Source organism: Ectothiorhodospira haloalkaliphila ATCC 51935 (assembly GCF_000633935.1).
GTDB classification, from domain to species: Bacteria; Pseudomonadota; Gammaproteobacteria; order Ectothiorhodospirales; family Ectothiorhodospiraceae; genus Ectothiorhodospira; species Ectothiorhodospira haloalkaliphila.
Window position 1 is genome coordinate 1,087,155 of sequence record NZ_KK214998.1, and the last position, 19,460, is coordinate 1,106,614.

Annotated in this window: 17 protein-coding genes; 11 read left to right on the plus strand and 6 right to left on the minus strand. The window is 64.1% G+C overall.

From position 1 onward, the window contains the following. Positions 1-113 precede the first annotated feature (113 nt). The 8 genes from gltB to ECTHA_RS0112950 all read left to right on the plus strand — a co-directional run bounded on the left by gltB (position 114) and on the right by ECTHA_RS0112950 (position 11,590). On the plus strand, positions 114-4,787 hold the full coding sequence (gltB, locus tag ECTHA_RS0112910) for a glutamate synthase large subunit (protein WP_025282691.1): 4,674 nt from the start codon (positions 114-116) through the stop codon (positions 4,785-4,787). After that, the gene (locus ECTHA_RS0112915) at positions 4,780-6,246 is read left to right on the plus strand and encodes a glutamate synthase subunit beta (RefSeq protein ID WP_025282692.1); all 1,467 of its coding nucleotides are present in this window, start codon (positions 4,780-4,782) and stop codon (positions 6,244-6,246) included. The genes gltB and ECTHA_RS0112915 overlap by 8 nt, the downstream gene beginning before the upstream one ends. A gap of 144 nt (positions 6,247-6,390) precedes the next feature. Then, positions 6,391-6,882: a glutathione peroxidase gene (locus ECTHA_RS0112920; protein ID WP_025282693.1), complete on the plus strand. Its 492-nt coding sequence runs from the start codon at positions 6,391-6,393 to the stop codon at positions 6,880-6,882. Between the two features lie 112 nt (positions 6,883-6,994). Further along, complete coding sequence (locus tag ECTHA_RS0112925; RefSeq protein WP_203225281.1) at positions 6,995-7,861, plus strand: SDR family NAD(P)-dependent oxidoreductase; 867 nt, start codon at positions 6,995-6,997, stop codon at positions 7,859-7,861. A 212-nt stretch (positions 7,862-8,073) separates the two neighbouring features. Next, complete coding sequence (locus ECTHA_RS0112930) at positions 8,074-9,192, plus strand: TRAP transporter substrate-binding protein (protein ID WP_025282695.1); 1,119 nt, start codon at positions 8,074-8,076, stop codon at positions 9,190-9,192. A gap of 66 nt (positions 9,193-9,258) precedes the next feature. Next, entirely contained in the window at positions 9,259-9,816 is a 558-nt protein-coding gene (locus tag ECTHA_RS0112935) for a TRAP transporter small permease subunit (protein WP_025282696.1), read from the plus strand. After that, complete coding sequence (locus tag ECTHA_RS0112940; protein WP_025282697.1) at positions 9,806-11,131, plus strand: TRAP transporter large permease; 1,326 nt, start codon at positions 9,806-9,808, stop codon at positions 11,129-11,131. Before ECTHA_RS0112935 ends, ECTHA_RS0112940 begins: the two co-directional genes overlap by 11 nt. A 261-nt stretch (positions 11,132-11,392) precedes the next feature. Further along, positions 11,393-11,590 carry a DUF2283 domain-containing protein gene (locus ECTHA_RS0112950; RefSeq protein WP_025282699.1) on the plus strand — a complete coding sequence of 66 codons (198 nt, stop codon included), beginning with the start codon at positions 11,393-11,395 and terminating at the stop codon, positions 11,588-11,590. A 22-nt stretch (positions 11,591-11,612) separates the two neighbouring features. Here the strand turns inward: ECTHA_RS0112950 and ECTHA_RS0112955 are convergent, their stop codons facing one another. Next, the gene (locus ECTHA_RS0112955; RefSeq protein ID WP_203225282.1) at positions 11,613-12,377 is read right to left on the minus strand and encodes a sulfite exporter TauE/SafE family protein; all 765 of its coding nucleotides are present in this window, start codon (positions 12,375-12,377) and stop codon (positions 11,613-11,615) included. Continuing rightward, entirely contained in the window at positions 12,358-13,263 is a 906-nt protein-coding gene (locus tag ECTHA_RS0112960) for an alpha/beta hydrolase (protein WP_025282701.1), read from the minus strand. The genes ECTHA_RS0112955 and ECTHA_RS0112960 overlap by 20 nt, the downstream gene beginning before the upstream one ends. Before the next feature lie 75 nt (positions 13,264-13,338). On the opposite strand from ECTHA_RS0112960, the gene ECTHA_RS20085 reads away from it, so the two are divergent. The 3 genes from ECTHA_RS20085 to ECTHA_RS0112975 all read left to right on the plus strand — a co-directional run bounded on the left by ECTHA_RS20085 (position 13,339) and on the right by ECTHA_RS0112975 (position 14,883). Next, positions 13,339-13,482 (plus strand): hypothetical protein, encoded by a 144-nt coding sequence (locus ECTHA_RS20085; protein ID WP_169738290.1) that lies wholly within the window; start codon positions 13,339-13,341, stop codon positions 13,480-13,482. A gap of 344 nt (positions 13,483-13,826) precedes the next feature. Next, entirely contained in the window at positions 13,827-14,465 is a 639-nt protein-coding gene (locus ECTHA_RS0112970) for a thiol:disulfide interchange protein DsbA/DsbL (RefSeq protein WP_025282702.1), read from the plus strand. A gap of 115 nt (positions 14,466-14,580) precedes the next feature. Then, entirely contained in the window at positions 14,581-14,883 is a 303-nt protein-coding gene (locus ECTHA_RS0112975; RefSeq protein ID WP_025282703.1) for a hypothetical protein, read from the plus strand. A gap of 21 nt (positions 14,884-14,904) precedes the next feature. Here the strand turns inward: ECTHA_RS0112975 and spoT are convergent, their stop codons facing one another. The 4 genes from spoT to ECTHA_RS0112995 form a co-directional block, all read right to left on the minus strand. After that, a complete protein-coding gene (spoT, locus tag ECTHA_RS0112980) occupies positions 14,905-17,094 on the minus strand; it encodes a bifunctional GTP diphosphokinase/guanosine-3',5'-bis pyrophosphate 3'-pyrophosphohydrolase (RefSeq protein ID WP_025282704.1) in 2,190 nt (729 codons plus the stop codon). A gap of 58 nt (positions 17,095-17,152) precedes the next feature. Next, entirely contained in the window at positions 17,153-17,377 is a 225-nt protein-coding gene (rpoZ, locus tag ECTHA_RS0112985) for a DNA-directed RNA polymerase subunit omega (protein ID WP_025282705.1), read from the minus strand. 77 nt (positions 17,378-17,454) lie between these two features. Beyond that, positions 17,455-18,087 carry a guanylate kinase gene (gmk, locus tag ECTHA_RS0112990; protein ID WP_025282706.1) on the minus strand — a complete coding sequence of 211 codons (633 nt, stop codon included), beginning with the start codon at positions 18,085-18,087 and terminating at the stop codon, positions 17,455-17,457. A 315-nt stretch (positions 18,088-18,402) separates the two neighbouring features. Continuing rightward, positions 18,403-19,449 (minus strand): thioredoxin family protein, encoded by a 1,047-nt coding sequence (locus ECTHA_RS0112995; RefSeq protein WP_025282707.1) that lies wholly within the window; start codon positions 19,447-19,449, stop codon positions 18,403-18,405. Positions 19,450-19,460 lie beyond the last annotated feature (11 nt).

The following is a 19,460-nucleotide window of genomic DNA, read 5'->3' on the forward strand; positions in this document are numbered from 1 at the left end:
GGCCTTCCGCGCGGGCCTGTAAGAGTGGGCCTCCCCCAGCCCTTGCAACGCCAGCCCCCTGCGTCAGATTGCCGCGGATGCCGACCAGCGACCAGATATCAGCGAGGTCAACGATGAGTTTTCACGCCTTACCGCCCGAACAGGGCCTGTACGATCCCTCCCTGGAGCGCGATGCCTGTGGTGTCGGCTTTGTGTGCCACATCAGAAACGAGAAGAGCCATCGGATCGTCGCACAGGGCCTGGAAATCCTGGAACGCATCAATCACCGGGGTGCCGTCGGGGCCGACCCCAAGGCAGGTGACGGGGCCGGCATTCTGGTACAGATTCCGGATGCCTTCTTCCGCTCCAAGGTGGGTTTCGACCTGCCGGAGGCCGGTCGTTACGGCGTTGGGATGATTTTCCTGCCTCAGGATGCCGGCCTGCGCGAGCAGATGCAGACCATCATCGAGAAGCACATCCAGGAAGGCGGCCAGACTGTACTGGGCTGGCGCGACGTGCCCGTGGACAACAGCGACCTGGGCGAGAGCGTGCTGCCCAGTGAACCGGTGGTGCGCCAGGTGTTCGTGGGCCGGGGAGAGAACTGCCCCGATCAGGACGCCTTCGAGCGCAAACTGTTCGTGATCCGCAAGCGCATGGACAACGAGATCCGCGATGCGGGACACGGCGTGGACGCCTGCTACGTGTGTTCCATGTCCTCCCGGACGGTCAACTACAAGGGCATGCTGCTGGCTGGCCAGGTGGGCCACTACTACCTGGACCTGCAGGACGAGACCTTCGTCAGCGCCCTGGCCCTGGTGCACCAGCGCTTCTCCACCAACACCTTCCCCACCTGGGATCTGGCGCAGCCCTTCCGCATGGTCTGCCACAACGGCGAGATCAACACCCTGCGCGGCAATGTGAACTGGATGGCGGCCCGCCGCCACACCATGCGCTCCGAGGTGCTGGGGGATGATCTGGACACCATCTGGCCGCTGATCCCCGAGGGTCAGTCCGACTCCGCCTGCTTTGACAACGCCCTGGAACTGCTGGTGATGGGGGGCTACTCGCTGGCCCACGCCATGATGATCCTCATCCCCGAGGCGTGGTCCGGCAACACCCTCATGGACGAGAAGCGGCGCGCCTTCTACGAATACCACATGGCCCTGATGGAGCCCTGGGACGGCCCCGCTGCCATGTGCTTCACCGATGGCCGTCAGATCGGCGCCACCCTGGACCGCAACGGCCTGCGCCCGGCCCGCTACCTGGTCACCAACGACGACATGGTGATCCTGGGCTCGGAAATGGGCGTGCTGGACATCCCTGAGGAGCGCATCGTCAAGAAGTGGCGCCTGCAGCCCGGCCGCATGCTGCTGATCGACCTGGAAGAAGGCCGCATCATCAGTGACGACGAGGTCAAGGCCCAGCTGTCCGAGGCCCGCCCCTACGGCGAGTGGCTGAAGAAGACCCAGATCCGTCTGGAAGATCTGCCCACCGGCGTGGGCCCCATGGCCCCGGACGATGCCACCCTGCTGGATTACCAGCAGGCCTTCGGCTACACCCAGGAGGATCTCAAGTTCCTGCTCACCCCCATGGTGCTGACCGGTCAGGAGGCCGTGGGCTCCATGGGGGCGGACAATCCACCCTCGGTGCTCTCGACCCGGCCCAAGAACCTGTCCAACTACTTCAAGCAGAACTTCGCCCAGGTGACCAACCCGCCCATCGACCCGATCCGCGAGGAACTGGTCATGTCGCTGGTGTGCATGATCGGGCCGCGCCCCAACCTGCTGGGCATCAACGAAGCCGGTCAGCATTGGCGCCTTGAGACCCCGCAGCCGGTGCTCACCAATCAGGACCTGGAGCGCATCCGTCACATCGAGTACAACTCCGGCGGCGCCTTCCGCACCCGCACCCTGGATGTGTGCTACCCCGCATCCGAGGGGGCGGAGGGCATGGGCCCTGCCCTGGAAGCCCTGTGCGCCAAGGCCGAACAGGCCGTGCTGGATGGCTTCAACATCCTGATCCTGTCCGACCGTGACACCAACCAGGATCGCGTGCCGATCCCCATGCTGCTGGCCACCTCGGCCGTGCATCACCACCTGATCGACAAGGGCCTGCGCACCAGCTCCGGTATCGTGGTGGAGACCGGTGCCGCTCTGGAGGTGCATCACTTCGCCACACTGGAAGGTTATGGCGCCGAGGCCATCAACCCCTATCTGGCCTTCGACACCATCCAGTCCATGCTGGACCGCCTGCCCGAGCGTCTGAGCTTCGAAGAGGCCCAGAAGCGCTACATCAAGGCCGTGGGCAAGGGCCTGCTCAAGGTGATGTCGAAGATGGGCATCTCCACCCTGGAGTCCTATTGCGGGGCGCAGATCTTCGACGCCGTGGGTCTGAACACGCCCTTTGTGGACAAGTACTTCTCCGGCACCCAGACCCGCGTGGAAGGCATCGGTCTGCCCCAGGTGGCCGAGGAGGCCGTTCGCTGGCACCAGCAGGCCTATGGTCATGCAGAGATCTACCGCGACCAGCTGGATGTGGGCGGCGACTATGCCTTCCGTCTGCGCGGCGAGAGCCACGTCTGGACGCCGGACACCATCGCCAAGCTGCAGCACGCCACCCGTGCCAACGATGCCGCCACCTACGATGAGTTCTCCCGCCTGATCAACGAGCAGACCGAGAATCTGCTCACCTTCCGTGGCCTGATGGACTTCCGGTTTGCCGACCGGGAGATCCCTCTGGACGAAGTGGAACCGGCCAAGGAGATCGTCAAGCGCTTTGCCACCGGGGCCATGTCCTTCGGCTCCATCTCCCACGAGGCGCACTCCACGCTGGCCAAGGCCATGAACGCCATCGGTGGCAAGTCCAACACCGGCGAGGGTGGCGAGGAGCCTGAGCGCTTCCTGCCCCTGGCGGATGGCACCATGAATCCGGAGCGTTCCGCCATCAAGCAGGTGGCCTCGGGCCGCTTTGGCGTGACCACCGAATATCTGGTGAACGCCGATGACATCCAGATCAAGGTGGCCCAGGGTGCCAAGCCCGGCGAGGGCGGCCAGCTACCCGGCCATAAGGTGAACGCACAGATCGCCCGGGTACGTCATTCCACTCCGGGCGTGGCCCTGATCTCGCCGCCGCCACACCACGACATCTATTCCATCGAGGACCTGGCGCAGCTGATCCACGACCTGAAGAACGTCAACCCCAAGGCCCGCGTCTCCGTGAAGCTGGTTTCCGAGGTGGGCGTGGGTACCGTGGCTGCGGGCGTCTCCAAGGCCCATGCGGATCACATCACCATCGCCGGCTATGACGGTGGCACGGGTGCCAGCCCGCTCACTTCCATCAAGCACGCCGGCAGTTCCTGGGAGATCGGACTGGCCGAGACCCATCAGACCCTGGTGATGAACCGCCTGCGCGGGCGCGTCTCCCTGCAGGTGGACGGCGGCCTGCGCACCGGCCGTGACGTGGTCATTGGGGCCCTGCTGGGGGCCGACGAGTTCGGTTTTGCCACCGCGCCGCTGATCGTGGAAGGTTGCATCATGATGCGCAAATGCCATCTGAACACCTGCCCGGTGGGCGTGGCCACCCAGGATCCGGAGTTGCGCAAGCGCTTCACCGGCAAGCCCGAACACGTGATCAACTACTTCTTCTTCGTGGCCGAAGAGGTCCGCCGCCTGATGGCGAAGCTGGGCTTCCGCACCATGGACGAGATGATCGGCCAGGCGGACCGTCTGGAGATGCGTCGTGCCATCAACCACTGGAAGGCGGAGGGGCTGGACTACACCAAGCTCCTGACCCGCCCGGACGTGGGCCCGGAGGTGGCCATCCGTCACTGCGAGCTCCAGGACCACGGCCTGGACAAGGCCCTGGATCACGAGCTGATCCAGCAGGCCGAACCCGCCCTGAGCCAGGGCAAGCCGGTGACCATCCAGGCACAGATCCACAACTACCACCGCACCGTGGGCACCATGCTCTCGGGCCGCGTGGCCGAGCGTTATGGTCATGCGGGCTTGCCGGACGACACCATCCATATCAAGGCCACGGGCACCGGCGGCCAGTCCTTCGGGGCATGGCTGGCCAAGGGCGTGACCATCGATATGGAAGGCGAGGCCAACGACTACGTGGGCAAGGGCCTCTCCGGCGGGCGCATCATCATCTATCCGCCGGCCCGCTCCGCCATCGATCCGGCCGAGGACAACATCATCGTCGGCAACACGGTGCTCTACGGCGCCATCAGCGGCGAAGTGTTCTTCCGTGGCGTGGCTGGCGAGCGCTTCTGCGTGCGCAACTCCGGCGCCACCGCCGTGGTGGAGGGCGTGGGCGACCATGGCTGCGAATACATGACCGGCGGTATCGTGGTCTGCCTGGGCACCACCGGGCGCAACTTCGCCGCCGGCATGTCCGGGGGCATCGCCTATGTCCTGGATCAGGACGGCAGTTTTGCCGATCGCTGCAACCAGGCCATGGTGGAACTGGAGCCCATCGCCGATGAGGACGATGCCCTGGAGGCCTGGGATCATCAGGGCGGCGACCTGGAGACCCACGGCCGCGTGGATGTGAGCCGCGACATGACGCGCTTTGATGCGCAGCGCCTCAAGAGCCTGATCCAGCGTCATCTGGACTACACCGGCTCGACCCGCGCCAAGGCCATTCTGGACGATTGGGAGGCCTGGCTGCCCCGCTTCGTCAAGGTGATGCCGGTGGATTATCGCCGCGCCCTGGAAGACCTCCAGGCCCAGAAGGCCCGTCCGCCCGAGCCCAACAAACCGCCAAAGGCCAGCCAGACGCTTGAAGGGAGCGCCAACCATGGGTAAGCCAACCGGATTCATGGAATACGACCGTCGCGACCGGCACTATGAGCCGGCCGCCGACCGCATCGTGCACTATCGGGAATTCGTCATCCCCCTGAAGCCCGATCAGGTACGTGAGCAGGGGGCTCGTTGCATGGACTGCGGCATCCCCTTCTGCCACCAGGGCTGTCCGGTGAACAACCTGATCCCCGACTGGAATGACCTGGTCTACCGGGACGACTGGGAACAGGCCATCAAGGTGCTGCATTCCACCAACAATTTCCCGGAGTTCACCGGGCGCATCTGTCCGGCGCCCTGCGAGACCTCCTGCACGCTCAACATCGACGACACGCCGGTGACCATCAAGACCATCGAGTGCGCCATTGTCGACCGGGCATGGGAAGAGGGCTGGATCAAACCCCAGGTGGCCCATCGGCGCACCGGCAAGACCGTGGCCGTGGTCGGTTCCGGCCCTGCCGGCCTGGCCTGCGCCCAGCAACTGGCCCGGGCGGGTCATAACGTGGATGTCTTCGAAAAGGCTGACCGCATCGGTGGTCTGCTGCGCTATGGCATCCCGGACTTCAAGATGGACAAGGGCCATATCGACCGGCGCATCGCCCAGATGCGCACCGAGGGGGTGCGCTTCCATACCCTGTCCCATATCGGCGTGGACGTCCCCGTGTCCCGGCTCCAGGACGATTACGATGCCCTGGTCCTGGCCGGTGGTGCCGAGAAACCCCGTGACCTGCCCGTCCCCGGCCGGGAGCTCAACGGCGTGCACTTCGCCATGGACTTCCTCACCCGCAACAGCAAGCGGGTGCAGGGCGTGTTCGTGCCCGACGAAGACTTCATCAGTGCCCAGGGCAAGCACGTGCTGGTCATCGGTGGCGGCGACACGGGCTCCGACTGTATCGGCACCTCCAACCGCCACGGCGCGGCCCACGTCACCCAGGTGGAGATCCTGGACAAGCCACCGCAGAAGGAAGACAAGGGCCTCACCTGGCCCGATTGGCCCAACCGCATGCGCACCTCCAGCTCCCAGGAGGAAGGCTGTGACCGCATGTGGAATATCGCCACCAAGGGCTTCATTGATGATGGCCATGGCAACGTGAAGGCGGCCAGGTTGGTCACGGTGAAGTGGGAAAAGGACGCCGAGGGTCGCTTCCAGATGAGCGAGGTGCCGGGCACCGAGCAGGAGATCCGCTGCGATCTGGTCCTGCTGGCCATGGGCTTCGTGCATCCGGTGCAGGAAGGCATGCTGGCCGAGCTGAAGGAAAAGGCCAATCTGGAACTGGATGCCCGCGGCAACGTCAAGGGCAGCACCGAGGGCGAGCAGGCCTATCACACCAGTGCCGAGGGCGTGTTCGCTGCGGGCGACATGCGCCGGGGCCAGTCCCTGGTGGTCTGGGCCATCCGTGAGGGACGCCAGTGTGCCCGCGCGGTGGACCAGTGGCTGATGGGGCGTACCGACCTGCCGAGGTAGGGGCGCTCCCGCCAGCGGGAGAGGGGTTCATGGAGCCCCTCTCCCCTCCCCCACTTTACCCCCACCCTCACATCGGGCACTCTCAAGGCATCGTGATCCATCCCGTCGGGATGTCCGTCATCGTCTGTCCAGGGAGCCCATGCCATGCCAGAGACGCCCACCTCGGTCCATGACTTCGAGGCCACCGACATCCAGGGCAATCCTCGCCCACTGTCGGAATTCGCCGGAAGGGTCCTGCTGATCACCAACGTGGCCAGTCAATGCGGTTTCACGCGCCAGTACAGTGGCCTGCAGGCACTGCAGGATCGTTTTCATGAGCGCGGTTTCGACGTCCTGGGCTTTCCCTGCAACCAGTTCGGCAATCAGGAACCCGGGGATGAATCCCAGATCGCCGAATTCTGCAGCACGCGCTTTCAGGCAAACTTCCCCATGTTCGCCAAGGTGGAAGTGAACGGCAACAACGCCCACCCCCTGTACCAGCACCTCAAGGCCCAGGCCCCGGGCCTGATGGGCACTCAGGCCGTTAAATGGAACTTCACCAAGTTCCTGGTGGACCGTGAGGGGCAGGTGGTGCGGCGGTATGCATCCAATACGGATCCGAAGGATATCGCCCAGGATATTGAGCGCTTGCTATAAAGCCCGTGCCACCGCGCCCCACTTACCCAAGATTGACTGCGATCATCAAGACCCTCTCCCGCTGGCGGAAGAGGGGTTGGGGTGAGGGCCGCTTTCATCAAGGACATGCCCGATGAACATCTCCTCCTCCGACCCCACCCAACACACCGCTCTCATCACCGGTGCCAACTCCGGTCTGGGCAAGGCCATCGCCATGGACCTGGCACGCCGGGGCATGACCCTGGTGATGGTATGCCGATCCCTCTCCCGCGGAGAACAGGCCCGCTGGGAAATCCGTGCGGAGACCGGCAACGAAGACATCTACCTGATCACCGGTGATCTGACGGAGCAGGCCGACGTCCGCCGTGTGGCCGCGCAATTCAAACGGGACTTCAAGGCCCTGCACCTGCTCATCAACAATGCCGGCAGTGCCTTCCCGGAGCGGCGCCTCACCGGCGATGGTGTGGAGAAAGCCCTGGCCATCAACCATGTAGCCCCCTTCCTGCTCACCCAGCTGCTGCTGCCGCGTCTCCAGTCCAGCGCCCCGGCCCGGATCATCAACGTGGGCACCCGGTTCAACACGGCCATGGACCTGGACGACCTCAACTGGGAAAAGCGCCGCTATCGCATGATGCAGGCCTACGGGCAGTCCAAGCTGGGGATGCTGCACACCACCTTCGCGCTGGCGCGTCAGCTGGAGGGCACCGGCGTCACCGTGAATTGCGTCTTTCCCGGGGTGTTCATGTCCAACCTGGGAGGCACCGACGGCGCCCAGAATGCCTTCTGGCGCGCGGTGGCACGCTGGCTGGGCTGGGCCATCCCCCCGGCAGAGCGCGCTGCCCAGGGCGTGATCCACCATGCCACCGCACCCGAGTCCGCCGCGCTGAATGGCCAGTATCTCTCCCGCAAGGGTCCCATCAAGGCACCGGCGCAGGCCAGGGATCCGGCCATGAACCAGCGGGTGGTACAGGCCACCGAAGCCCTCATCGCCCCGCCATAGGCACGACTGCGGACGAATGCGAGCCCTCGCCCCCCAAGCCGGCCGCCCTCCACGACATCACGATGGTGGGTCATCCCTGATGATGCAAGATGTTCCGAGCCCCTCTCCCCGGCACACTGTCTGGCATCCTGGCCACGGATGCGTCATATTTCCTGTGGCCCCAGAGCCGGCAAAATCAAGCACAACAATACGTACCACCGAGGAGATCACTGATGTCCATCAAACGCCGCGACTTTCTCAAGGTCGGCACGGCGGTGGCCACGGGCGCCGCCGTGCTGGGCGCGCCCGCCATCGTCAAGGCCCGCGATCGCTTCAACTGGCGCATGACCACCACATGGCCCAGCGGGCTGCCCTTCTTCCAGACCGGCCCGGGCAGTGCCACTGATTTCGCCCGTCGGGTGGAGGAGATGTCGGACGGACGCATCCGCATCCGCGTCTATTCGGCCAACGAACTGGTACCCGCCTTCGAAGGCTTTGACGCCGCCTCCTCCGGCCGCCAGGTGCAGCTCAACCATGGCTGCGCCTATTACTGGGCCGGCAAGTCCTTTGCCGCCCAGTATTTCACCACAGTTCCCTTCGGCATGACCTTCCAGGGCCACAATGCCTGGCTGAATGAGGGTGGCGGCTACGAGCTCTACAAGGAGGTGTATGCGCCCTTCGACCTGATCCCCCTGGTGGTGGGCTGCACCGGCGTGCAGCCCATGGGCTGGTTCCGGGAACCGGTGGAGAGCGTGCGGGATTTCCGGGGACTGAACATCCGCATGCCGGGCCTGGCCGGGGACATCTACAACGCCATCGGCGCCAATGCACGACTGCTGCCCGGCGGCGAATTGTTTGCCGCCCTGGAACGCGGCGCCATCGATGCCGCCGAGTGGGTGGGCCCCTATTCCGACCGGGAGCTGGGCCTGCACCGGGCCGCCAGGTACTACTATTCCTCCGGCTGGCATGAGCCAGCCACCAGCACCGAGGTTGTGGTGAACCGCCGCGCCTGGGAGTCCCTGCCCAAGGACCTGCAGGCGGTGATGCGCAATGCCGCCGCGGCCTGCAACATCACCTCCCACGCCTGGCTGGAGGCCCGCAACGCCGATGCTCTGGACGACCTGGTGAACAACCACGGGGTGCAGTTCGGCCCGGTGCCCGATGACGTGATCGAGGCCCTGCTGGAGGCCACACGGGACATACTCAGCGACCGCGCCGCGGACGATGAGCTCACCCGCAAGGTCCACGAGAGCTACTTCAGGTTCAAGGCTCGCCACGACCGCTGGCAGGCGAACTCTGAGACCATGTTCCAGACCCAGATTCGGGATCTGGGACAGAAGATCCTGGGATAACACGCGCTCACCCCAGCCCCTCTCCCCTTGGCGGGAGAGGGGCTTCATGCTGCCTGGGAGGCATTCATGTCCCGACTCCTGCTGCGCATCGAACGCGCTCTGAACCAGGTGACCCGCCTGGCTGGCTGGATAGCAGCCATCAGCATGGCGGCTCTGGTGCTGCTGGTCTTCGCCAACATGGCGGCCCGCTATGCCTTGGGCATGGGCAGTGTCTGGTCCCAGGAACTGGAATGGTATGTGCTGTCACTCACGGTGATGACGGGCATCGCCTATGCCATGCGCTCCGACGAGCACGTGCGGGTGGATGTCTTCTCCCATCATCTGAACCGCGTGGGCAAGCTCTGGCTGGATGGTATCACCATGCTGCTGGTGGCCATTCCCGTCTCCCTGCTGATCCTTTACTACTCCTGGCCTTTCGTGCAGATCTCCTACGTGCGCGGTGAAGGCTCACCCAACGCCGGCGGGATGCCCTGGCTGTTCCTGCCCAAGGCCATGATCCTGGTCGGCTTTGCGCTGATCATCATCGAATCGGCGCGACAATTGCTCCGCATTGGCCGGCGCCTGGTCTTCCATTACCGCCATTCACGTCGTCACAAGGCAGGGAGCACCGGTCATGCCGCTTGAGTACATCGCCCTGATGATGGTGGCCGCCTTCTTCGTCCTGGTCCTCACCGGCATACCAGTGGCCTTTGCCGTGGCGGCGGTGGGCTTCATCTTCGGCTTCATCGGCTTTGAAGGCTGGTTGTTCGAACTGCTGCCCGCCCGCATCTTCGGCACCATCACCAATTACACCCTGCTGGCCATTCCCTTATTCGTCTTCATGGGGGTGATGCTGGACAAGACCCGGGTGGCCGAACGCATGCTGGAGGTCATCGGCCATGCCAGCGGCGCCCTGCCCGGGGGCATGGCCCTGGCGGTGATCATGGTGGGCGTGCTCATGGGGGCGGCCACCGGGATCGTCGGGGCAGCCATCGTCACCCTCACCCTGATGGCCCTGCCCACCCTGCTCAGGCGCGGCTACAAGCCCACCGTGGCCTGCGGCACCATCTGTGCCTCGGGCACCCTGGGGCAGATCATCCCCCCAAGCCTGGTCCTGCTGGTGCTGGCAGACACCATGAACCTATCGGTGGGCAGTCTGTTTGCCGCGGCCCTGATCCCGGGACTGCTGCTGGCCACCCTGTACGTGCTGTATCTGTTCGTGCTGGCCTGGTTCTATTCCGCCGACGTACCGGCCCTGGATGCGGCCGAGCGGGCCGCCATGAGCACCCGTCAGTTGATCCGGGACCTGTTTACCTCGGTACTGCCCCCGCTGGCATTGGTGCTCGCGGTGCTGGGGGCCATCATCGGCGGCATCGCGGCCCCCACCGAGGCGGCTGCCGTGGGCGCGGTGGGGGCCGTGGTGGTGGCGGCGGTGATGGGGCGGCTGAGTGGGCCCGTCATGTCGGAGACCCTGAAGGTCACGGTGCGCATCACCGCCATGGTGTTTTTCGTACTGATCGCCTCCCAGGTGTTCGCCCTGGCCTTCCGGGGGCTGGATGGGGAGTTCCTGGTGGAGGCCATGTTCGACTGGGTGCCCGGCGGGCCCTACGGCACGCTGCTTTTCATGCTGCTGCTGATCTTTCTGCTGGGGTTCTTTCTGGAGTGGATCCAGATCACCTACATCGTGGTGCCGCTGTTCATGCCCTTCCTGGCAGGCTACCCGGAGTTCTCCATGGTGTGGATCGCCATCCTGGTCGCCATGAACCTGCAGACATCGTTCCTCACGCCACCCTTTGGATGGTCGCTGATCTTCATGAAGGGGGTGGCGCCCCGAGGCATCAAGACCACGGACATCTACAAGGGCGCCATCCCCTTCGTGATCATCCAGCTGGCCGCCCTGGGGCTGCTGGTGGCCTTCCCGCAGATCGCCCTGTGGCTGCCGGAAGCCATTGGGTGGTAATGGATACCATGGACCAACCCGTCATCAAGTGAAAACAACAAAGTATTTCCAGGCAACACGAGCAAGGCCTGATCGTGCCAGAATCAAGGACGAGTGGATCTGCCATGTCGTCGAGCACCCGGAAAGAGAATTCATCCAGGCGGACGGTCGCATCAGACGATGGGCGAGCATCAAGGAGATGGACGAGCGGTATTTGAGGGTGGTGTTATTGGCGGACGGGGAAACCATCCATAACGCCTTCTTTGACAGGAGCTTCAAACCATGAAAATCAGCTACTTCCATGACACGGACACGCTCTATATCGAGTTCCGTGACGAAGGGATTACCGAATCCAGGGATCTGGATGAAAGAACCCTCCTTGACGTCGATGCAGACGGCAACGTGTGCGCCATTACCTTCGAGCACGCCAGCGAAAGAACCGATGTGAGCCATCTTATCGTGGAAGGCATCGCAGCTTAGGCGCCATTTGTTCCGAGGCAGCTCAGCCAAACAGCTCCACGAAAAAGATCACCGTCGTGATCGCCCCCACGAGAACAATGCCGTTGCGCAGGACATTCGGTGGCAGGCGGCGGCCAATTCGGGCGCCGGCGAAACCACCCAGGACGGCCGCCAGTGCCATGGGGGGGAGTTCGGGCCAGGAGATGGCGCCGCCGGCCATGTAGATGGCCACGGCAATCACGGTGAGCACCGCGGAGAGCAGGTTCTTCAGGCCGTTGGCCACGTTCAGGTCATGCACACCCAGCAGGCGGAACATGGCCAGCATGACGATGCCCATGCCGCCGTTGAAATACCCGCCATAGCCGCACACGGCCAGCACGCCGACCCGCCCCCAGAGGCCGTGACCCCGCTTGGCGCGCCGGGCCAGAAACCCATGCAGACGCGGCCCGAAGGCGAACAAGACCGTGGCAAACAACAGCAGCCAGGGCACGATCGCCCGGAAGGCCTGATCCGAGGTGGCCAGCAGCAGCAAGGCACCTGCAGCGCCCCCCACGGCGCCGATGACCACCACCGCCAGCACCGACAACCCCGCTGGGGCCTTGATGAGATCCCGATAGGCCCAGGCACTGGCCAGATAGCCCGGCAGCAGCGCCGCCGTGCCAGTGGCATTGGCCGCCACCGGAGGCACACCGGTGAACACCAGGGCTGGCAGGGTGAGGAAGCTCCCCCCACCGGCCAGGGCATTGATGATACCGGCGAAGAAGGCTGCCGTGGCAATGATCAGAATGCTAAGGGGTTCCAAAAACACGGGCGTGCTCCGAGAGTTCAACAGGGTCCTGATGCCGAAGGTGGGGACGCAGCCAGTCCAGGATGGGGTCCACGTGGCGGGCGAAGCCCTCGGGGTCGTTGTGCTGCACGCCGGGCAGTGTGAGCACCGTGGCCCGGGGATTCTCCTGGGCCAGGCGACGGGCGTGCCACAGGGGCACCACGGTATCCTCGCTGCCATGCACCAGCAGCAGTGGCGCCTGTATGCGCGCCACGGTGGTGCGCGGGGCAATGTCATCGAAGCGATGACCAATCAGCCATTCCACGCTACGGTTGATGATCAGCCCCAGCGGCCGGCGGGGGATGCCCCGCTCCTGGAGCCAGCCGTTCATCATGGGTTCGGGATGGGAAAAGGCAGACAGACTGATCACCGCTCGGATCCCCGGGTTGCGCGAGGCGGTGAGCAGCACCGCCCCGGCCCCCACGGAGTGGCCCAGCAGGATGAAGTCCCCGTGACCTCGAGCCCGCAGGGCCCCCATGACCGCCTCGGCATCCTCGGCAAAACGGGGCAGTGAAGCGAAGGTGTCATCATCGCTCTGGCCATGACAGCGAGCATCGAAGACCGCGACATTCAGGCCCTCGCTCAGCAGTCTGGGCACCATGAACAGCAGATGCGAACCATTGGCCCCCCAGCCATGCACCATCACCACCACCGGCGCGCCGGGGTGGGGTAGATACCAGGCGGCGGACAGGGTCCTGCCCCGGCGAGTGGGCACCCGAACCCGCTCGGCCAGGATGGTCAGACGTTCGGGATCATCCACCCAGCGCCGATCCCGAATGCGAAACGCCCATTGCAGCCAAAGGCGCAAGGCAAACAGGCCCAGGGTGACCAGCACCGGGGCCGCGATAAAAAGCATCAGTGTTGTCATGATTTCCATGGGCCATCGGCCCTGATTAAAGTGACATTCCAGGGCACTTCCGCCCCGCGGCATGTTCAAACAGACATGGACATTCCACTACTGATCATCGGTGCCCTGCTCATCGCCACCCTCACGGCCTTCGTGCTGGGCGTGCTGCCGTATCCCATCGGCTGGATCATTCTGACCATGGCTTTCATCGGACGCCTGATGTTCATCAAGGCGCGCTGATGGTATTTCGCTGCCTTGGGCCAGTATAATGCCCAGCCATCGGCTCACCATTGATCATCAGCCCTGAATCCGGGCATGATCAGGGCATACGCTGGATAATGGGAAGGGCGGCCAGAAGCTGCCACGGTCCCGTTTGGCATGGCGCCGGACGTGAACCTGGATTCACGCGGTCCCGGGGCATTGGGCCCCTTTCCGAAAGGCTGTGATGACACCACCTTTCATTGGCGGCGGGCTGGTGCCCGTCCATGACCGAGCACCCAGATCCCATACCCGATCCTGAAGTCATCCACCCGGGGTGGTCGGCCTGAAACCGAAGCAAATGATCCTGCCCCTGGAGCAAACTGATGCCGTTGACCCGACGTCGATTCAATCAATTCCTGGTAGGAGGGCTGAGCCTGGCCCTCGCTCCCGTCACCCTGGCCGAGTTGCGGGAGGGTCGGGACTGGCGCGCCATCTCCCGTCCTCAGAGCGAGGCCCCTGAGGGCAAGATCGAGTTGCTCAAGTTCTTTTCCTACGGCTGCCCCTTCTGTGGGCAGCTCAATCAGGTGATGAAGCCCTGGCTTGAGGATTTGCCAGAGGATGTGGTGTTCCGCCGTGTTCCGGTCTCCTTCAATCGCTCGGCCTGGGCCAATCTCTCCCGCGTGTACTTCGCCCTGGAGGCCACCGGGGAACTGGAACGACTGGATCAGGAAGTCTTCGATGCCATCGGCCAGCGCCGTGAACGGCTGTTCACCGAGCAGGCGATCATGGACTGGATGGACGACCGCGACGTGGATACCGAACGGTTTGCCGAAGCCTTCCATGCCTCCCGTACTCAGACCCTGGTGGCACGCGGCGACCGTTTGCAGTCCCGATTCCGCATCAACAGCGTCCCCACCCTGGTGGTGGATGGCCGCTACGTGGTTGTGGGCGAAGACGCCCGCACCTATCAGGACCTGCTGGATATCACCGAACAACTCATGGACAAGGCCCGTGCCGCCTGACTCCTCGCCCACCCGCCTTGCAATTTCCTCATCCACTCATGGAGACAAAGACCATGATGTCAGCCGTTCACCTGTCATCCCGCCTTCCCTGGCTCATTCACGCGACGACCTAGCCATGAACGATTCCCAGCCCACCTCTCCGCGCCGTCGGCTGCAAAGCCTGCTGGCCATCCCTGATAGCCAGCGCACCGAAGAACAATGGGATGAGCTCATCGAGCTGGAAATCTCCCTGGCTCCGGTCAACCAGAAAAAACCCGGCGAACAAAGCGCCGAACCGGCTGGCCGCGCACCACGCGGCGGCGGCCCCAAGCGGCCCCGCGCCGGCGGAAACGGCGGCGCACGCAAGAAGACCTTCAGCAACAAGAAGACCGCCTCGCAGGGCGGCCGCAGCGCCCCCCGGGGAGCCGTGAGCGAGTAGGAACGACCGCGCCGGGGACCTTTATCCCCGTGCCCGGGAGATGCGCAGCACCTCGGGCACCCGGCGCAGGCGGCGCATCAGGTCCGCCAGATGCTTGCGGCTGCGCACGCTCAGGGTGAAGGTGATGGTCGAGGCATGGCCATCGCGTTCGTCGAAGGAGACATTCTCGATATTCGAACCCATGTCGGCGATCACCGAGGCCAGATTCGCCAGCACACCCCTTTTGTTGGCTGTCTGTGCACGGATCGCAGCAGCGTACTCCTGGGTGGAGTCTTCCGACCAGGCCACCGGGATCCACTTGTCCGGCTTGTTGCGATACTCGGCCACGTTGCGACACTGCTCTCGATGCACCACCAGCCCCCGGCCGGCACTCATCACACCCACGATGGGGTCGCCAGGTATGGGGTGACAGCACTTGGCGAATGACAGCACCATGCCTTCGGTGCCCTTGACTGCAAGGGGCTTGCCCAAGATGGCCGGCGACGGCTCAGCCTCATCGGCTTCCGCGTCCGCGTCGTCGCTGCAAAGACGGCGTGCCACCAGGGTGGCCATACGGTTGCCCAGCCCCACATCGCCCAGCAAGGCGTCCAGGTTGGGGAGTTGCAGATCCTCCAGCAGACCCTGCATCTGCTCCGGGGGGATCTCCTCCAGGCTCTTGCCAACGCCGATCAGGGCCTTGTCCAGCAAGCGACGACCCAGGTTGACCGCCTCACCCTGCTGCAGGTTCTTGAGATAATGCCGAATCGCGGCCCGGGCCTTGCCGGTGACCACGAAATTCAGCCAGGCGGGATTGGGCCGCGCGCCAGGGGCGGTGATCACCTCCACCGTACGGCCACTCTCCAGTTTGGTGGACAGCGGCGCCAGGCGCCGGTCGATCTTGGCCGCCACGCAGGTGTTGCCCACATCCGAGTGCACCGCGTAGGCAAAGTCCACCGCCGTGGCCCCCTTGGGCAACTCCATGATCTCGCCGCGAGGCGTGAAGATGTAAACCTCCTCGGGGAAGAGGTCCACCTTCACGTTTTCCAGAAACTCCATGGAGTTGCCGGCAGCCTGCTGGATCTCCAGCACCCCCTTGAGCCATTCCCGTGCCCGGGCCTGGGCGGAGGCGGACTGCCGATCACCCGCCTTGTACAGCCAGTGGGCCGCAATACCGCTTTCGGCCACCCGGTCCATCTCCTCGGTACGGATCTGTACCTCAATGGGGATGCCATGGGGGCCAAACAGGACGGTATGCAGGCTCTGGTAGCCGTTGGCCTTGGGGATGGCGATGTAGTCCTTGAAGCGACCAGGCACCGGCTTGTACAGGTTGTGGACCACGCCCAGGGCCCGGTAGCAGGCATCCACGTCGGTGACCACGATGCGAATGGCAAAGACATCGAAGACCTCTTCGAAGGAGAGGCGTTTTTGCTGCATCTTGCGGTAGATGCTGTAGAGGTTCTTCTCCCGGCCGATAATGCGCGAGACGATCCCCGCTTCCTCCATGCGCGAGCAGATGGCCGTCTCGATCTTTTGCATCACCTCCTTGCGATGCCCGCGGGACTTTTTGACTGCGTCCTGAAGCACCTTGTAGCGCAGCGGGTTGTGGGAGGCGAAGCCCAGCACTTCCAGTTCGCGCCGGATGGCGTTCATGCCCAGGCGCTGCGCTATGGGGGCGTAGATCTCCAGGGTTTCCCGGGCAATGCGTCGCCCCTTGTCGGGGCGCATGACCCCCAGGGTGCGCATGTTATGCAGGCGGTCGGCCAGCTTGACCATGATCACCCGCAGGTCCCGGGTGATGGCCAGCATCATCTTGCGGAAGTTCTCGGCCTGGGCCTCGGCCTTGGAGCGGAATTTGAGATGGGTGAGCTTGGAGACGCCATCCACCAGCTCGGCCACATCCTCGCCGAACTCCTCGATGATGCGTTCCTTGCTGATGTGGGTGTCCTCCATGACGTCATGGAGGATGGCGGCAATGATGCTGCGGTGATCCATCCGCATCTCGGCCATGGTCTTGGCCACGGCCAGGGGATGGACGATATAGGGGTCGCCGCTCAGGCGGGTCTGGCCCTCATGGGCCTCGGCGCCAAACAGGTAGGCCCGATACACCTCGCTGACCTGATCGGGCTCCAGGTAGCTCTCCAGATAGGCGCACAGGTCCTTGGCCATGAACCGGGTGGTGTCCAGGGACGCGGAGCTACTGGGGGCCTGGCTGGGGGTGGCACTCTCGACCATGGGGCATGCTTGCGGGCCTGTCTTGCCCGCGGATCCCGATGAGGATCCGCACGGGGGACTAGATCTCCGTTCGCACCTCCTCTTCGCTCACCTGGGAGGGGCCAGCGTGCTCCCGAGCCACCACTTCATCCAGCACTTCGGGGCCCACCAGCCCGTCGGCGATCTCACGCAGGGCCAGTACGGTGGGCTTGTCATTTTCCCAGTCCAGATGGGCATGGGCACCGCCAGCCAGTTGCCGGGCACGCTTGGCAGCGACCAGCACCAGGTGGAAGCGGTTGTCCATATTGTCCAGGCAATCTTCAACAGTAACGCGGGCCGTGGTCGGCTCAACTCCTGATTCTTTCGGGAAAACGGTTAATACTAGGGGTTTGCTTCCCCAGACGCCAGCAAATCCCGTATCAGCGCCTCATGGCGATGACGCTGCGGTCGGGTGTGCAGGCGGTTGGCGGTGAAAATGGCGACCAGGTCTGCCAAGGCCCGGTCAAAGTCGTCATTCACCACCAAATAGTCGTACTCGCCAAAGCGGCTCATTTCTTTGACAGCTTCCCCAAGGCGCCGTTCGATGATGGCGTCGCTGTCCTTGCCCCGGGCCTGCAGACGCTGGCGCAACTCATCACGGGAGGGGGGTACGATGAACACCGACTGACAATCGGGCATCAGACGCCGCACCTGCTGCGCCCCCTGCCAGTCGATCTCCAGGATCACGTCCAGCCCACGCTCCAGTTCCGCCTCGACGGCTGCTCGGGAGGTGCCGTAATAGTGATCAAAGACCCGTGCATGCTCCAGGAAGGCGCCATCCTCGATCATGCCCAGGAATTGTTCCGCATTCACGAAGTGATAGTGCTCGCCGTCCACCTCCCCCTCACGGGGTTTGCGGGTGGTGTGGGATACGGATACCACGAGACTGGGCCGCGCCTTGAGCAGGGCGGCCACCAGCGAGGTCTTGCCCGCCCCGGAGGGGGCGGAAATGATGTAAAGGGTTCCCCTGATCAAGGGTCGGGCCTCCAGCCAGTCTGCAACGAGGCCCCTAGATTAACCCAATGACCGGTCCGAGTGCAGGCGGGGGCATCCCCGACCCCGTGGGAGCGGCCCTCGGCCGCGAAGGGGTTCCGAGGCCTCCGCTCTCAAGGTTTGGCACCGTGGTGGAACCTCGGTGGGGCGGCATGCCTGTCCGCGGGACGCCGTGAATACCTCCCTGTAGGCTTGATCGCCGCATCCCTGCGGCGAACACCCGCTCCCAGGCATGCCGCCCCACCGAGGTTCGGATACTCAGGTGGCTTTCGGTGAAAAAAGCCGTGAAAGAGCGATTCAATCCATCAGATCCACCTCAATGCCCTGTTCATACAGGGACTGGGCGCGGCCATCCAGATAGCGTTGCAGTTCCGGCTCGTCCCGGTAGGCGCCTGTGGCCACATACGCCATCACCGACTGCACATGGAAGCTGCGCAGATACCCCTCCGTGCGGATCACCTCACCATCCTCGGACGTGTACAGGGCCATGGTGGGGGTGTATAGCACGCCGGCCTCACGGGCCCATTCCCGGGCCGTGGTGCTCACGCCATCGGGGGTGATCAGCGGGGTGTCGGACCAGATGTCCACCTGGGCCACCTGGAAGCGCTCCAGCTGGGCCTGAGTCTCCTCACGCTGCAGGATATCCCCATGCAATTCGTCACAGGCGGAGCACTGGGCCTGCTCGAAAAAGATCAAGAGAGGTTTGTCACCGTCCTCGAGAGCCGCTGCCAAGTCCATGGGGGGCTGCATCCAGTCCTCGCGGACATGCAGTTCTCCGGACGCCGGTTCACCGCCAACCTGCTCGAAATACTCGGGAAAGCTCATTTCGTTCTCGAGGCCCTCGCCGATGTAGGACAGGGCGGCGCGGAATCGATGCGGCTCGTAGTAGCCGTTCAGGCGGGCCACGGTCTCGAAGTCTTCGTTGAACATCAGCAGGGTGGGCGTGAACTGAACGCCCAGGTCACGGGCAAAGTCGCGCTCGGTGGTATCACGGCCTTCCATGTCGGTGACCTCGCGGGCGCCCCACATGTTGATGGCAATGACGTGGAAGTACTCCTGGGCCTTTTCGGCGATGTCGTGCTGACCGAAATTGTCGCGGATCAGCTTCTCGCAATAGGGGCAGCCATCCTGGTAAAAATACAGCATCAGCCGCTTGCCCTCGGCGGCGGCCTCCTCCACATCCTCGCGAATATCCAGGAAGGACTCATGGAACCAGGGGGGCGGCTCCACCCACCCGGGATTGACCATGCCGGGCGCCAGCCGGGGGCCGTCTTGCGCGACCCCCGCAGCAGGCAGGCACATCAGGGCGATCAAGCTCACCCAACGATAGAGTTTTATTGTCATGTTGCCTCCTT

Coding starts and splice junctions, on each gene's coding strand:
- gltB (WP_025282691.1), top strand. CDS start 114: ATGAGTTTTCACGCCTTACCGCCCGAACAGGGCCTGTACGATCCCTCC.
- ECTHA_RS0112915 (WP_025282692.1), top strand. CDS start 4,780: ATGGGTAAGCCAACCGGATTCATGGAATACGACCGTCGCGACCGGCAC.
- ECTHA_RS0112920 (WP_025282693.1), top strand. CDS start 6,391: ATGCCAGAGACGCCCACCTCGGTCCATGACTTCGAGGCCACCGACATC.
- ECTHA_RS0112925 (WP_203225281.1), top strand. CDS start 6,995: ATGAACATCTCCTCCTCCGACCCCACCCAACACACCGCTCTCATCACC.
- ECTHA_RS0112930 (WP_025282695.1), top strand. CDS start 8,074: ATGTCCATCAAACGCCGCGACTTTCTCAAGGTCGGCACGGCGGTGGCC.
- ECTHA_RS0112935 (WP_025282696.1), top strand. CDS start 9,259: ATGTCCCGACTCCTGCTGCGCATCGAACGCGCTCTGAACCAGGTGACC.
- ECTHA_RS0112940 (WP_025282697.1), top strand. CDS start 9,806: ATGCCGCTTGAGTACATCGCCCTGATGATGGTGGCCGCCTTCTTCGTC.
- ECTHA_RS0112950 (WP_025282699.1), top strand. CDS start 11,393: ATGAAAATCAGCTACTTCCATGACACGGACACGCTCTATATCGAGTTC.
- ECTHA_RS0112960 (WP_025282701.1), bottom strand. CDS start 13,263: ATGACAACACTGATGCTTTTTATCGCGGCCCCGGTGCTGGTCACCCTG.
- ECTHA_RS20085 (WP_169738290.1), top strand. CDS start 13,339: ATGGACATTCCACTACTGATCATCGGTGCCCTGCTCATCGCCACCCTC.
- ECTHA_RS0112970 (WP_025282702.1), top strand. CDS start 13,827: ATGCCGTTGACCCGACGTCGATTCAATCAATTCCTGGTAGGAGGGCTG.
- ECTHA_RS0112975 (WP_025282703.1), top strand. CDS start 14,581: ATGAACGATTCCCAGCCCACCTCTCCGCGCCGTCGGCTGCAAAGCCTG.
- spoT (WP_025282704.1), bottom strand. CDS start 17,094: ATGGTCGAGAGTGCCACCCCCAGCCAGGCCCCCAGTAGCTCCGCGTCC.
- rpoZ (WP_025282705.1), bottom strand. CDS start 17,377: ATGGACAACCGCTTCCACCTGGTGCTGGTCGCTGCCAAGCGTGCCCGG.
- ECTHA_RS0112995 (WP_025282707.1), bottom strand. CDS start 19,449: ATGACAATAAAACTCTATCGTTGGGTGAGCTTGATCGCCCTGATGTGC.